Here is a 13049-nt window from a genome sequence, read left to right as displayed (position 1 = left end):
GTGGCAGGAGCGTTGAAGCGTGCCCTCGCACGGGGCCAGAATGTGAAACCTGCTCACCTTTCTGGCTCCACCGACTTCTCTCCCCCGACGGAGGATGCACGTGGCACGCGAAAGACAGCCCCACCCCCGCACGCTCTCCCGACGCTCCCTGCTCGGCGGTGCCGCCGCAGCCGCAGGCGCCGTAACCCTCACCACCACCGCGGCCGGCACCGCGGCCGCGGCATCCACGCGTGACGTGGACGTCGCGATCGTCGGTGGCGGTCTCGCCGGACTCACCGCGGCCCGCGACCTGGTGGCCGGCGGCAAGACCGTCGCCGTCCTGGAGGCCCGCGACCGCGTCGGCGGCCGGGTGGTCAACCTCGCCCTGGCCAACGGCGGTGTCACCGAGGGCGGCGGCGAGTTCATCGGCCCCACCCAGGACCGCATCAAGGCCCTCGCGGACTCGCTCGGCGTCGCCACCTTCACGACGTACAACACCGGCAAGAACCTGCTCTACAAGGACGGCACCAAGACCCCGTACGCCACCGACGGCATCCTCGGCTCGGTCCCGCCGATCGACGTGGCCGGTCTCGCCAACGCCGCGATCGTGCAGGCCTCGCTGGACGACATGGCCAAGACGATCCCGGTCGACGCGCCCTGGACGGCCGCGAAGGCCGCCGAGTGGGACAAGCAGACGTTCGAGAGCTGGCTGAACGCCAACGCGGTGATCCCGTCGGCCAAGTTCCTGCTGGATGTGGCCTGTACGTCGATCTTCTCGGCGCAGCCCCGTGAACTCTCCCTGCTCTTCGTCCTCTTCTACATCGCCGCCGCGGGCAACGAGTCCAACGTCGGCACCCTGGAACGCCTCACCGACACCGCGAACGGCGCCCAGGAGTCCCGTTTCGTCGGCGGCTCCCAGCAGGTACCGATCAAGCTGGCCGCCAAGCTCGGCGACAAGGTGGTGCTGAGCGCGCCGGTGCGCTCGGTCGTGCAGTCGGGCAGCAAGTACGTCGTGACGGCCGACGGCATCACGGTGACCGCGAAGAAGGTCGTCGTCGCCGTACCGCCCCCGCTGGCCGCGCGCATCGTCTTCGACCCGCTGCTCCCGGCCTCCCGCGACCAGCTCAGCCAGCGCCTCCCGATGGGGTCGATCGGCAAGGCGATCGCCGTCTACAGCACCCCGTTCTGGCGCGCCGACGGCCTGAACGGCCAGGTCGTCAGCGACTCCGGCGTCGTCCGCTCGACCTTCGACAACTCCCCGCCGGACGCCTCCTACGGTGCCCTGATGGGCTTCATCGAGGCCGACGAGATGCGGGCGTACGACGCCTCGAGCGTCGACGAGGTGAAGGCGGCCGTCCTCAAGGACTACGCCAACTACTTCGGCGACAAGGCCAAGTCGCCCACCTCCTTCGTCCTGCAGCGCTGGGACAACGAGGGCTTCTCCCGCGGCGGCCCGGTCGCCTACGCCCCGCCGGGCGTCCTCACCGAGTACGGAGCCGCCCTGCGCAAGCCGGCGGGCGGCATCCACTGGGCGGGAACGGAGACTTCGACGTACTGGAACGGGTTCATGGACGGGGCGGTGCGGTCGGGGGAGCGGGTGGCGAAGGAAGTCATCGCAGCCCTGTGAGCATGGCGAAGGCCCGGTTCCGAGCGGAACCGGGCCTTCGTCATCTGCCTTACCGGGTACGTCAGTTACCGAGTACGTCAGTCGCGCTGGAACCGTGCCCGCAGCCGCGGAGCGAACCGCACCGCCGCCACACCCACGGCCCCCAGACCGGCCGCGAACGCCAGCAGCATGCCCATGCCGCCCGCGCCCGTGGAGGCCAGGATGCCGCCGTCGGTCGAGGTGCCCGAGTCGTCCCCGCTCGTGCCGGTGCCGTCCGAGCTCTCCGACGGGGACGGCGACGGCGAGGCCGACGCGTCCGCGGCGACGACCTCGACCGTGAAGGTGGCCGTGGCGCCCGCAGAGGTGGCGGTGACCGTGTAGGTGCCCTTGCCCTGGCCCGCGATCAGCGTCGGCGCGGTGGCCTTGCCGTCGGAGTCGGTCGTGATGTGGACGGTCTGGTCCTCGCCGTCGAAGCGCGGGGCGTCCTCGTCGCCGTCCTCGACCTTGAACTCGACGTCCTTGACGGCGGCGGGCTTGCCGTCCGCGGTCACCAGGGCCTGCAGCGCGTCCTCGAAGGACTCGCCCTGCCCGGCCTGCTGGCCGTCGCCCGCGGCGGTCTCGACCTGGTATCCCGTCTTCTTCACCTGCGCGGTGAAGACGGTCGAGGCGCCCTCGGTCTCCGCACGGACGGTGAACTTGCCCTCCTTGGAGGACCCGGAGATGTACGGCGTCTCGGCGCGCCCCTTGGCGTCGGTGGCGACCACGACCTGCTTCTGGTGGTACGCCTTCTCGAACTCGACGCCGAGCTTGTCCGGGTCGTCGATCGTGAACGTCACGCTGACGTCCTCGATCGGGTTGCCGTCCTTGTCCTTGACCGCCACGGCCATCGGTACGAACTCGTAGAGGGGCGCGACGGTCTGGTCGGAACCGGCGACCTGGGTCAGGTCGGCGACCGCGGGGGCGTCCCACTGGATGACGACGCGGCCGTCACCGCCGGGCGCGTTGACGCCGCCCTCGGCCACTCCGGAGTTGACCGGGTCTCCCGCGGGGGCCCAGAACGGGTCCGTCTTCTCGGGCGCCTTGTAGCTGTCGCTGCCCACGAGGCGCGCGCCGCTCACCCGGTCGGCGTCGACGTGGCTGCTGCCGCCTCCGCCGCTGCCGGAGACGCCGGTGCTGGGGCCGGCCGACTTGTCCGCACCGGCGCCACCGCCGCCGCCCGCGTAACCGGCACCGCCGCCACCGCCTCCGATGCTCGCCTTGACGCCGTCTCCGCCCGCGCCGCCCGCGGACTGGTCGGCGCCCGCCTCGGCACCGGTGCCCGCCGCGCCGCCCTTGTCGCCCTTCGCGCCCTTGCCGCCGAGGTCCTTCTCGGAGGCGTCCTGCCCGTTCTCGGCGCCGCCGGAGCCCGCGTGCGCGGTCACCGTGTCGCCGCCCGCACCGCCACCGCCGGCGGCGATGAGCAGTGCCTTTCCGGAACTGGTACGGATACCGGTGCTGTTGCCGCCGGCCTCGGCGAAACCGCCCCCGCCCGCGCCGCCGAGCGCGTCACCGCCGTAGGCGCCGCCGACCTTGAGGGTCAGCGTCTCGCCCGGGGTGACCTTCACCGTGCCGGCGGCGAAGGCGCCCGCGCCGCCGGTCACCATGGAGTTGCCGGCCCCGCCCTGCCCCCACGCGCGAACGTCCAGCTTCGTCACGCCGCCCGGCACCGTGAACTCCTGCGCGGCCTTCGTCGAGACGAACAGCCGGCAGCTCTCGAAGCCCGCCGTCGGCGTGCACGCCTCGCCGTCGGCCGAGGCCGCACTGCCGACGGCGGCCGCGGACGGCATGCCCGCGAGCCCGAAGCCGGCGCTCAGCGTGGCGGCGGCCACGACGGCGGCGGCCTGCCGCCGTCTGTTCCGGCGCAGCACGGCAGAACCCTGATTCATTTATTGATCCCCCCACCCGGGTCAAGCTCCCCCCTGGAGCTTGCAAAAACAGTGACCAGAGTGACTGATCTATACATTCAAGTCCAGTGAGGCAAGTGATTTAAGTTCCGACCAGTTCCTGACACCGCGTCAGTTCAGTAATCTGACAGTGCGTCAGTTATTGGCTGTCTCACAGGAGCGGGCGGACGATGCTTGGATCAACCCACGGCACCCTCACCACCGACTCCCGCCGGGCCAGGGTCATCGCCTGCGGCGAGCAGCCCGGCCCCGCCGTACACGGCAGGCCGGCCGAGGTCGACGACCTCGACGTCAGCGGTCGGCCGCTCTACGCCGACGTACCCGATCTGGACCGGTTCTTCCGCCCCGAGTCCGTCGCCGTGGTCGGCGCCTCGGACGCCGAGGGGCGGCCCAACACCGGTATCACCCGCCAACTGGTGGCCTGGGCCGAGCGCGTGGGGGCACGTCTGCACCCCGTGCACCCCACCCGCCCGTCCGTCTTCGGCATACCCTGCGCCCCCTCCGTCGCCGACCTGCCCGAGCAGGTCGATCTGGCCGTACTCCTGCTGGCCGACCCACTCCCCCTGATCGAGGAACTGGCCGAGGCCAAGGTGAAGTTCGCGGTCGTCTTCGCCTCCGGGTTCGCCGAGACGGGTCAGGAGGGCGCGGCCGCGCAGGAGCGCCTCGCCGCCGCCGTCGCCCGCTCCGGGATGCGCCTGCTCGGCCCCAACACCAACCTCAACGCCTTCGAGCGCTTCCGGGACGACCTCGACGGACCGGCCATCGCCCTCATCACCCAGTCCGGCCACCAGGGCCGCCCCGTCTTCTCCCTCCAGGAACTCGGCATCCGCCTCTCGCACTGGGCACCCACCGGCAACGAGGCCGACCTGGAGACCGCCGACTTCCTCTCCTACTTCGCCGAGCAGCCCGAGGTCGGCGCCATCGCCTGCTACGTCGAGGGGCTCAAGGACGGCCGCTCCTTCCTGCTCGCCGCCGACCGGGCCGCCCGCCGCAAGGTCCCGGTCGTCGCCGTGAAGGTCGGCCGCACCGAGACCGGCGCCCGTACGGCCGCCTCGCACACCGGCAAACTGACCGGCGCGGACACGGTGGTGGACGCGGCGATGCGGCAGTTCGGCGTGATCCGGGTGGACGGGCTCGACGAACTCCAGGACACCGCAGCCCTGTTGGCCCGCGCCCGGCCGCCGCGCGCCGACGGCGTGGTCGTCTACTCGATCTCGGGCGGCACGGGCGCCCACTTCGCCGACCTGGCGACGGAGGCGGGGCTCACCCTCCCGGTCCTCTCGGAGACCAAACAGGCCGAGCTGCACCAGTGGATACCGGAGTACCTGAGCGTGGCCAACCCCGTCGACAACGGCGGGCACCCGGTCGGCGACCACCGCGGCCGGAAGATCATCGACGCCATCCTCGACGACCCGGCGGTGGGCGTGCTGATCTGCCCGATCACCGGCCCCTTCCCGCCCCTCAGCGACAAGCTCGTCCAGGACCTGGTGGACGCGGCCGAGCGGACGGACAAGCTGGTCTGCGTGGTCTGGGGCTCCCCCGTCGGCACCGAGCCCGCCTACCGCGAGGTCCTCCTCGGCTCCTCCCGCGTCGCCACCTTCCGCACCGTCGCGAACTGCATCACCGCCGTCCGCGCCTACCTCGACCACCACCGCTTCGTCGCCCACTACCGCTCCCCCTTCGACGAGGCCCCGCGCACCACCTCGCCCTCCTTCCGCAAGGCCCAGGCACTGATGCGCCCGGGCCAACAGCTCAGCGAACACGCGGCGAAGCAGCTGCTGCGGGCGTACGGCATCCGCGTGCCGCGCGAGCAGCTGGTGACCAGCGCGGCGGCCGCCGTACGCGCGGCGGGTCTGGTCGGCTACCCGGTCGTGATGAAGGCGTCCGGCGCACAGATCGCCCACAAGACCGAGCTGGGGCTGGTGAAGATCGGCCTGACGTCCGCCAGTCAAGTCCGGGATGCCTACCGGGAGTTGACGGACATCGCCCGCTACGAAGGGGTCACTCTGGACGGCGTCCTCGTCTGCCAGATGGTCGAGCGGGGCGTCGAGATGGTGGTGGGCGTCACCCACGACGAGCTCTTCGGGCCGACCGTGACCGTCGGGCTCGGCGGGGTGCTGGTCGAGGTCCTGCACGACGTCGCCGTACGCGTGCCGCCCTTCGGCGAGGACCAGGCGCGGGACATGCTCCTGGACCTGCGCGGACGGGCCCTGCTCGACGGGGTCCGGGGGCGCCCCCCGGCCGACCTCGACGCGCTCGTCGAGGTCGTCCTGCGGGTGCAGCGGATGGCACTGGAGCTCGGGGACGACCTCGCGGAGCTCGACATCAACCCGCTGATGGTGCTGCCCAGGGGGCAGGGAGCGGTGGCGCTGGACGCGTTGGCGGTCTGCCGATGACCGAGGTGCTGCACACGGCCGACGGCCAGGTCTCGTACATCACCCTCAACCGGCCGGAAGCGCTCAACGCGATCACGCCCGAGCAGCGGGAGTACGTCATCCGGTTGCTCGCCGAGGCATCCGCGGACCCGGGCGTGCGGGCCGTCGTCCTCACCGGAACGGGGCGCGGTTTCTGCGCGGGAGCCGACCTGCGGGGCGGCTCGGGCGGCGGTGAGCGGGCCGCCGGTGATGTGGCCCGCATGCTCCGGCTCGGCGCGCAGCGTCTGACCGCGGCCGTCCTGGACTGCGAGAAGCCGGTGATCGCTGCGGTGAACGGCACGGCGGCGGGCCTCGGCGCGCATCTCGCCCTGGCCTGCGATCTCGTACTGGCCGCGGAGTCCGCGAAGTTCATCGAGGTGTTCGTGCGACGAGGGCTGGTCCCGGACGGCGGTGGGGCGTATCTGCTCCCCCGCCTGGTGGGCCCACAGCGCGCGAAGGAGCTCATGTTCTTCGGCGACGCACTGTCCGCCTCCGACGCCGAACGCCTCGGCCTGGTCAACCGGGTCGCCCCGGACGCCGAGTTGGACAAGACGGCCCGCGAGTGGGCGCAGCGCCTGGCCGCCGGGCCCACCCGCGCCCTCGCCCTCACCAAGCAACTCGTCAACGCCTCCCTCGACTCGGACCGCGCGACGGCCTTCGCCGCCGAAGCCGCCGCGCAGGAGATCAACATGACGACCGAGGACGCGCAGGAGGGCGTACGGAGCTTCGTCGAGCGCAGAAGCCCCGAATACAAGGGCCGCTGACCTTCCAATCTGACATACCGTCAGCTTCAATGGAGAACGTGATGGGACACGCAGGGGCGGCCGCCGCCGCCGTCCGCTACCTCAGGTCGGCCGGGACCCCGGGCCCCGTAGAGGCGCTGCCGCGGCCGGAGTTGCGGTGCGTCGGCGAGGACGAGCGCGCTCCCGTCGACCAGGGCGAGTTCCGGCGGGTGCTGGGCAACTTCGCGACGGGCGTCACCGTCATCACCGCACCCCCCACCGACGACTCCCCGACCCCCGCCGGCTTCGCCTGCCAGTCCTTCTCGTCCCTCTCCCTCGACCCGCCCCTGGTCGCCTTCATGGTCGGCCGTACGTCGACGACGTGGCCGCGCATCGCCCGCGCCGGCGTCTTCTGCGTCAACGTCCTGGGCGCCGGGCAGGGCGAGTTGTGCCGGGGCTTCGCGGTGAGCGGCGCGGACAAGTTCGCGGGGGTCGCGTACGACACGGCGCCGGTCTCCGGCTCCCCGCGGCTGGCGGGCGCGGCGGCCTGGATCGACTGCACGATCCACGCCGTCCACACCGGCGGCGACCACCTCATCGTGGTCGGCCGGGTGGACGCCCTGGGGGCGGGCGATGCCCCCGACGGGCCGCTGGTCTTCCATCGGGGGCGGTTCGCGCAACTCGGCGGAGGCTGACGCCCGACGGGGTTCAGGACACGGCCAAGGCGGGAGCCGCCGGCTTCCGCCGGATCACCAGCGCCATCAGCGCCGCCGCCGCGCACAGCGCGCCCGACGCGTACCAGACCATGTCGTACGAGCCGAAGACGTCCCGGGCGACACCGCCGAGGAAGGCCACCAGTGCCGCGCCGACCTGGTGGGAGGCGAGGACCCAGCCGAAGACGATCGCGCTGTCGTCGCCGTACTGCTCCCGGCACAGGGCGACGGTGGGCGGGACGGTGGCGACCCAGTCGAGGCCGTAGAAGACGATGAAGAACAGCATCGGCGGGTGCACCGACGGGGCCAGCAGCATCGGCAGGAACAGGAGCGAGATGCCGCGCAGGGCGTAGTAGACGGCGAGCAGGCGGCGCGGTTCGAAGCGGTCGGTGAACCAGCCGGAGGCGATCGTGCCGACCACGTCGAAGACGCCGATGACCGCGAGCAGCGAGGCCGCCGCCTGGATGGGCATGCCGTGGTCGTGGGCGGCGGGCACGAAGTGCGTCTGGATCAGGCCGTTGGTGGAGGCACCGCAGATCGCGAAGGTGCCGGCCAGCAACCAGAAGGTGCCGGTGCGGGACGCCGACGCCAGGACCTTGAGCGTGCGGCGGGCGGCGCCGGTCGCGGGCTCCGGCTTCGGTACGAACTCCTTCGCGCCGTACGGCTTCAGGCCCACGTCCGCCGGATGGTCGCGCAGCAGCAGCCATACGAAGGGGACGACCGCGAGGGCGGCGAGGGCCACCGTGACGGCCGCCGGGCGCCAGCTGTGCTTCTCGACGATCCAGGACAGGAGCGGGAGGAAGATCAGCTGGCCCGAGGCGGAGGCGGCGGTGAGGATGCCCGTCACCAGGCCGCGGCGCTCGGTGAACCACCGGTTGGTGACCGTCGCCGCGAAGGCCAGCGCCATCGAGCCCGAGCCCAGGCCGACCAGCAGGCCCCAGCACAGCAGCAGCTGCCAGGCCGCCGTCATCCACACCGTGATGCCGGAGCCGAGCGCGATCACGGTCAGCGCGACCGCCACCACCCGCCGGATGCCGAAGCGGTCCATCAGCGCCGCCGCGAAGGGGGCGGTGAGGCCGTAGAGCGCGAGGTTGATGGAGACCGCGGCGCCGATCGTGCCGCGTGACCAGCCGAAGTCCTCGTGCAGCGGGTCGATGAGCAGTCCGGGCAGGGAACGGAAGGCGGCGGCACCGATGATCGTCACGAAGGTGACGGCGGCGACGAACCACGCACGGTGGATGCGGTGTCTCTTGCCCGGCTGGGTTTCCTGTGCGGTGGCTGCGGCCTCGGTTGTCTGGGTCACGACATAGAGCATCCGATGAGCGAATTCCGCGAACGAGTGGCCCGAAGGACAGCATTCGTTAGGATCGGGCCATGACCAGTGAGCCAGGTGGCCCGGAGTTCCGCCCGCACCGCGTCGTCGTCCTCGCCCTCGACGGCCTGCTCCCCTTCGAGCTGGGCATCCCGCACCGCATCTTCGGCCGCCCCAGGGACGCCGCGGGCCGGCATCTGTACGAGGTGGTCACCTGCTCGATCAGGCCACCCGGCCCGGTGCAGACGGATGCCGACTTCGCGATCACCGTCGAGCACGGCCCGGAGGCCCTGGCCACGGCGGACACGGTCATCGTCCCGGCGCTGTACGAGTCCGGCCCGCTCTTCGAGGAGGGCGTCCTGACCGACGAGCTCGCCGCCGCCCTCGCGCACATCCGCCCCGGCACCCGGCTCACCTCCATCTGCACGGGCGTGTACGTCCTCGCCGCCGCCGGCTACCTGGACGGCCGCCCGGCGACCACGCACTGGGCCGACGCCGAGCAGTTCCAGGCGCTCTTCCCGCAGATCGACGTCGACCCGAACGTCCTGTTCATCGACGACGGCGACCTCCTGACCTCGGCCGGCGTCGCGGCCGGTATCGACCTGTGCCTGCACATGGTGCGCCGCGACCACGGCACCGCCGTCGCCAACGACATCGCCCGCCTCACGGTCGTACCGCCGCACCGCGACGGCGGCCAGGCGCAGTACATCCAACGCCCGGTCCCCGAGGCCCAGCTGGCTACCACGCGAGGAGCCCGCGCCTGGACCCTGGGCCGTCTGCACGAGCCGATCCAGCTGCGGGACATGGCCGCCCAGGAGTCCATGTCCGTACGCACCTTCACCCGCCGCTTCCGCGAGGAGGTCGGCGTCAGCCCCGGCCAGTGGCTCACCCAGCAGCGAGTGGAACGGGCCCGGCATCTGCTGGAGTCGACGGACCTGTCGGTCGACCAGGTGGCGCAGGACGCGGGGTTCGGTACGGCGCAGTCGATGCGGCAACACCTGCAGACGGCGCTCGGGGTCACGCCGACGGCGTACCGGCGGACGTTCCGGACCGGCGTGAAAGCCTGAGCCGCCGGTACGTGGCCCTTGGAAGGCGCCCTCAGAACGTGAGCACCCCGCGCGCCACCCGCCCCGCCTCCGCGTCCCCCACCGCCTTCTCGAAGTCCTCGACCGGGTAGGTCTCGGTCACCAACTCGTCGAGGAACAGCTGCCCTTGGCGATACAGCTCCGCGTACAGCGGGATGTCCCGCTGCGGCCGCGAAGACCCGTACCGGCACCCGAGAATCGACTTGTCCAGGAACATCGACGAGACGAGGAAGGACGCCTCCGCGGTGGCCGGCGCCGTACCGAGCAGAACCGCCTGCCCATGGCGATCCAGCAAGTCGATCGCCTGCCGGACGAGTTCGACCCGCCCCACGCACTCGAAGGCATGGTCGACCCCCGTGGGCAGCAGGTCCCGCACCCCTTCCGTGGAGCCCAGGAAGTCGGTCGCCCCGAACTGCCGGGCCACCGCCTCCTTCGCCGGGTTCGCGTCCACCGCCACGATCCGCGTCGCTCCCGCGATCCGGGCGCCCTGAATGACGTTGAGCCCGATGCCCCCGGTCCCGATGACCAGCACGCTGTCCCCCCGGTCCACACGCGCCCGGTTGAGCACGGCCCCCACCCCGGTCAGCACCCCGCACCCGATGAGCGCGGCGGAAGGCATGGGAATGTCCTTCGGAATCCGCACAGCCTGAACGGCCTTCACCACGGTCCGCTCCGCAAAAGCGGAGTTGGAAGCGAACTGGTAGACAGGCCGCCCGCCCTGCGTGAACGGCCGCCCCGGCCGCCCGATCGCCTGCCGGCACATCGTCGGCCGCCCCCGGTCGCACTCCGCGCACGTACCGCAGTTGGCCAGCGTGGACAGCGACACGTGATCCCCGACCGCGACATGCGTGACACCGGCCCCCACGGCCTCCACCACCCCCGCCCCCTCATGCCCCAGCACCACAGGAACGGAGAAAGGTATGGTCCCGTCCACCACGGCCAGATCGCTGTGACACAACCCGGCCGCGGAAACCGCGACTTGCACCTCCCCGGGCCCCGGATCCCGCACCTCGAGGTCGTCCACGACCTCGACCCGCTTCCCGTCGAACACCACTCCGCGCATCAGACGACCCCCTTGGGCTCCCTCGGCAGGCCGAGCACACGCTCGGCGATGATCGTGCGCTGAACCTGGTCCGAACCGCCGTAGATCGTGTCGGCCCGGGAGAAGAGGAACAGGTGCTGGTCACGGTCGAGTTCGTACGGTGCCGAGGGCGACCAGTCCCCGGGGCCGACGGAGGCGCCCGCGCCCCGGACGAGAACCGCCAACTCCCCCAGCCGCTGGTGCCAGTTCGCCCACAGCAGCTTGGCCACGCTCGGCGCGCCCGCGTCACCGGAGCCCCCCAGCGTGCGCAGGGCGTTCCAGCGCATGGTGCGCAGCTCGGCCCACTGGCGGACGAGCCGGGCACGTACGACCGGGTCGGCGGCGGCGCCGGTCTCCACGGCCGTCCGGACCACCTGCGTCAGCTCCTGTGCGAAACCGATCTGTTGGGCCAGCGTCGACACCCCGCGCTCGAAGCCCAACAGGCTCATCGCAACCCGCCAGCCCTGCCCCTCCGCACCGACGACATGCTCCACACGCGCCCGCGCCCCGTCGAAGAACACCTCGTTGAACTCACTCGTGCCGGTCATCTGCCGGATGGGCCGCACCTCGATCCGCCCCGGTTGGTCCATCGGAACGAGAAGGAAGCTCAGCCCGTGATGACGCCGCGACCCGGACTCCGTCCGAGCAAGCACAAAACACCAGTCGGCTTCATGAGCCAGCGACGTCCAGACCTTCTGCCCGGAGATCCGGTAGTACGCCCCCTCGCGTACAGCCATGGTGCGCACACCGGCGAGGTCGGACCCGGCATCGGGCTCGCTGTATCCCTGACACCACAACTCGTCCCCGGCGACGATCGGCGGAAGGAAGCGGGCCCTCTGCTCCTCCGTCCCATGCGCGAGGAGGGTGGGGGCAAGCAGGTTCTCCCCGATGTGGCCCGAGCGCGGAGGCGCCCCCGACCGCGCGTACTCCTCGGCCCAGGCGACCTGTTGGGTGAGCGTGGCGATCCGATTGCCGTATCCGCCTTCGCTCCACCCGAGCCCGATCCAGCCGTCTTTCCCGAGGGTGCGTTCCCAGCTACGACGGTCCGTCGCCTCCGAAACGTGCGCCGCGAGCCAGCTCCGAGCCTCACCACGAAACGCCTCGTCTTCTGCGGTGAACGCGAAGTCCACGGGATCTCCTCTCAACACCGGTTATCGCAACGGCTTTTAGGGGCGCGGGGCTGTATCGATTTGCGGCTCCGCCGCGTGGGCGCGACCAGCCACAACAAACCCGCACCCGCCACACGACAGAACCCCGCGAGCTACTGGGCGTTCGGTCGCTCCCCCGCTCGCGCCGCCCTCTCCATGGCCTCCAGCCGCGACAGCATCGGCATCGGATCCACCCCCACCGACCCCGGCAAGAACTCCGCAATCGTCTCCGGCGTCCACCCGCCGGAGGCATACGCCGCCCGCAGCTCCCGCGGCTGAGCCCAAACCGCCAGCTTGGGCCCCGCGATCGTGTAGACCTGCCCGGTGATCCCCTGCTCCCGAGCCTTGTCGGACAGCAGATAGACGACCAGCGCAGCCACATCCTCCGGCTCCCCGATCTCCGCCAACTCCGTCGGCACGTTCGCCGACATCCGCGTACGAGCAACAGGCGCCACCGCATTGGCGCTCACCCCGTACTTGTTCAACCCCAGCGCAGCGCTCCGCACCAGCGAGATGATCCCGCCCTTCGCCGCGCTGTAATTGGCCTGCGAGACCGACCCCTGATGGTTCCCGCTCGTGAACCCGATCAACGTCCCCGCCCGCTGCTGCCGCATCACCGCGGAAGCCGCCCGAAAGACAGTGAACGTGCCCTTCAGATGAGTGGCCACGACCGGATCCCACTCGTCTTCGGACATGTTGAACAGCATCCGCTCCCGCAGAATCCCGGCAACGCAGACGACACCGTCCAGCCGCCCGTACGAGGACAACGCGACGTCGACAACCCGCTGCCCGCCCGCCATCGTCGACACATCGTCGGCCACGGCAACCGCGTCCCCGCCCGCCGCCTCGATCTCCTTGACGACGCCCTCCGCGACCTCACTCGTCGGGGACGCACCGTCCACCGACACCCCGTAGTCGTTGACGACGACCCGCGCTCCCTCCCCCGCCGCCGCCAAGGCCACCGCCCGCCCGATCCCCCGCCCCGCACCGGTCACGGCGACGACCTTGCCTGCCAAGAAGTTCCCCACGCCCGGCCCCTTCCCGCG

Annotated in this window: 10 protein-coding genes; 5 read left to right on the top strand and 5 right to left on the bottom strand. The window is 71.5% G+C overall.

Annotation, left to right across the window (positions count from 1 at the left end; genetic code table 11):
* Nucleotides 1-100 precede the first annotated feature (100 nt).
* A complete protein-coding gene (locus ACFY1L_RS23820) occupies nucleotides 101-1606 on the top strand; it encodes a flavin monoamine oxidase family protein (protein WP_388827663.1) in 1506 nt (501 codons plus the stop codon).
* 77 nt (nucleotides 1607-1683) lie between these two features.
* Here the strand turns inward: ACFY1L_RS23820 and ACFY1L_RS23815 are convergent, their stop codons facing one another.
* A complete protein-coding gene (locus ACFY1L_RS23815; protein ID WP_388827660.1) occupies nucleotides 1684-3510 on the bottom strand; it encodes a hypothetical protein in 1827 nt (608 codons plus the stop codon).
* 188 nt (nucleotides 3511-3698) lie between these two features.
* Between ACFY1L_RS23815 and ACFY1L_RS23810 the strand changes: the two genes are divergently transcribed.
* Genes ACFY1L_RS23810 through ACFY1L_RS23800 form a run of 3 tightly spaced genes read left to right on the top strand, consistent with a single transcriptional unit; the run spans nucleotide 3699 to nucleotide 7359 of the window.
* Nucleotides 3699-5924 (top strand): acetate--CoA ligase family protein, encoded by a 2226-nt coding sequence (locus ACFY1L_RS23810; RefSeq protein WP_388827657.1) that lies wholly within the window; start codon nucleotides 3699-3701, stop codon nucleotides 5922-5924.
* Nucleotides 5921-6706: an enoyl-CoA hydratase/isomerase family protein gene (locus tag ACFY1L_RS23805; protein WP_388827654.1), complete on the top strand. Its 786-nt coding sequence runs from the start codon at nucleotides 5921-5923 to the stop codon at nucleotides 6704-6706. The genes ACFY1L_RS23810 and ACFY1L_RS23805 overlap by 4 nt, the downstream gene beginning before the upstream one ends.
* Before the next feature lie 41 nt (nucleotides 6707-6747).
* On the top strand, nucleotides 6748-7359 hold the full coding sequence (locus ACFY1L_RS23800) for a flavin reductase family protein (RefSeq protein WP_388827652.1): 612 nt from the start codon (nucleotides 6748-6750) through the stop codon (nucleotides 7357-7359).
* Between the two features lie 13 nt (nucleotides 7360-7372).
* Here the strand turns inward: ACFY1L_RS23800 and ACFY1L_RS23795 are convergent, their stop codons facing one another.
* Nucleotides 7373-8692, bottom strand: a complete 1320-nt coding sequence (locus ACFY1L_RS23795) for an MFS transporter (RefSeq protein ID WP_388827650.1) — start codon at nucleotides 8690-8692, stop codon at nucleotides 7373-7375.
* Nucleotides 8693-8751: 59 nt separating this feature from the next.
* On the opposite strand from ACFY1L_RS23795, the gene ACFY1L_RS23790 reads away from it, so the two are divergent.
* Entirely contained in the window at nucleotides 8752-9756 is a 1005-nt protein-coding gene (locus ACFY1L_RS23790; protein WP_388827647.1) for a GlxA family transcriptional regulator, read from the top strand.
* Nucleotides 9757-9787: 31 nt separating this feature from the next.
* Here ACFY1L_RS23790 and ACFY1L_RS23785 read toward each other — a convergent pair whose 3' ends face one another.
* From ACFY1L_RS23785 to ACFY1L_RS23775, 3 genes are all read right to left on the bottom strand, one after another.
* The gene (locus ACFY1L_RS23785) at nucleotides 9788-10837 is read right to left on the bottom strand and encodes a Zn-dependent alcohol dehydrogenase (RefSeq protein WP_388827643.1); all 1050 of its coding nucleotides are present in this window, start codon (nucleotides 10835-10837) and stop codon (nucleotides 9788-9790) included.
* Nucleotides 10837-11985 carry an acyl-CoA dehydrogenase family protein gene (locus ACFY1L_RS23780; RefSeq protein ID WP_388827639.1) on the bottom strand — a complete coding sequence of 383 codons (1149 nt, stop codon included), beginning with the start codon at nucleotides 11983-11985 and terminating at the stop codon, nucleotides 10837-10839. Before ACFY1L_RS23780 ends, ACFY1L_RS23785 begins: the two co-directional genes overlap by 1 nt.
* A gap of 131 nt (nucleotides 11986-12116) precedes the next feature.
* Nucleotides 12117-13031: an SDR family oxidoreductase gene (locus tag ACFY1L_RS23775; protein WP_388827636.1), complete on the bottom strand. Its 915-nt coding sequence runs from the start codon at nucleotides 13029-13031 to the stop codon at nucleotides 12117-12119.
* Between the last annotated feature and the right edge of the window lie 18 nt (nucleotides 13032-13049).

Origin of the sequence: Streptomyces sp. NPDC001663 (assembly GCF_042893105.1) — a bacterium.
GTDB lineage: Bacteria > Actinomycetota > Actinomycetes > Streptomycetales > Streptomycetaceae > Streptomyces.
Note: the sequence above shows the minus strand (reverse complement) of the source record. Positions and strands in the feature narration are given on the sequence as shown.

What these genes read in the sequence shown, in the direction of transcription:
- ACFY1L_RS23815 (WP_388827660.1), bottom strand. Translation starts at nt 3,510, where the DNA reads ATGAATCAGGGTTCTGCCGTGCTGCGCCGGAACAGACGGCGGCAGGCC.
- ACFY1L_RS23810 (WP_388827657.1), top strand. Translation starts at nt 3,699, where the DNA reads ATGCTTGGATCAACCCACGGCACCCTCACCACCGACTCCCGCCGGGCC.
- ACFY1L_RS23805 (WP_388827654.1), top strand. Translation starts at nt 5,921, where the DNA reads ATGACCGAGGTGCTGCACACGGCCGACGGCCAGGTCTCGTACATCACC.
- ACFY1L_RS23800 (WP_388827652.1), top strand. Translation starts at nt 6,748, where the DNA reads ATGGGACACGCAGGGGCGGCCGCCGCCGCCGTCCGCTACCTCAGGTCG.
- ACFY1L_RS23795 (WP_388827650.1), bottom strand. Translation starts at nt 8,692, where the DNA reads ATGCTCTATGTCGTGACCCAGACAACCGAGGCCGCAGCCACCGCACAG.
- ACFY1L_RS23790 (WP_388827647.1), top strand. Translation starts at nt 8,752, where the DNA reads ATGACCAGTGAGCCAGGTGGCCCGGAGTTCCGCCCGCACCGCGTCGTC.
- ACFY1L_RS23785 (WP_388827643.1), bottom strand. Translation starts at nt 10,837, where the DNA reads ATGCGCGGAGTGGTGTTCGACGGGAAGCGGGTCGAGGTCGTGGACGAC.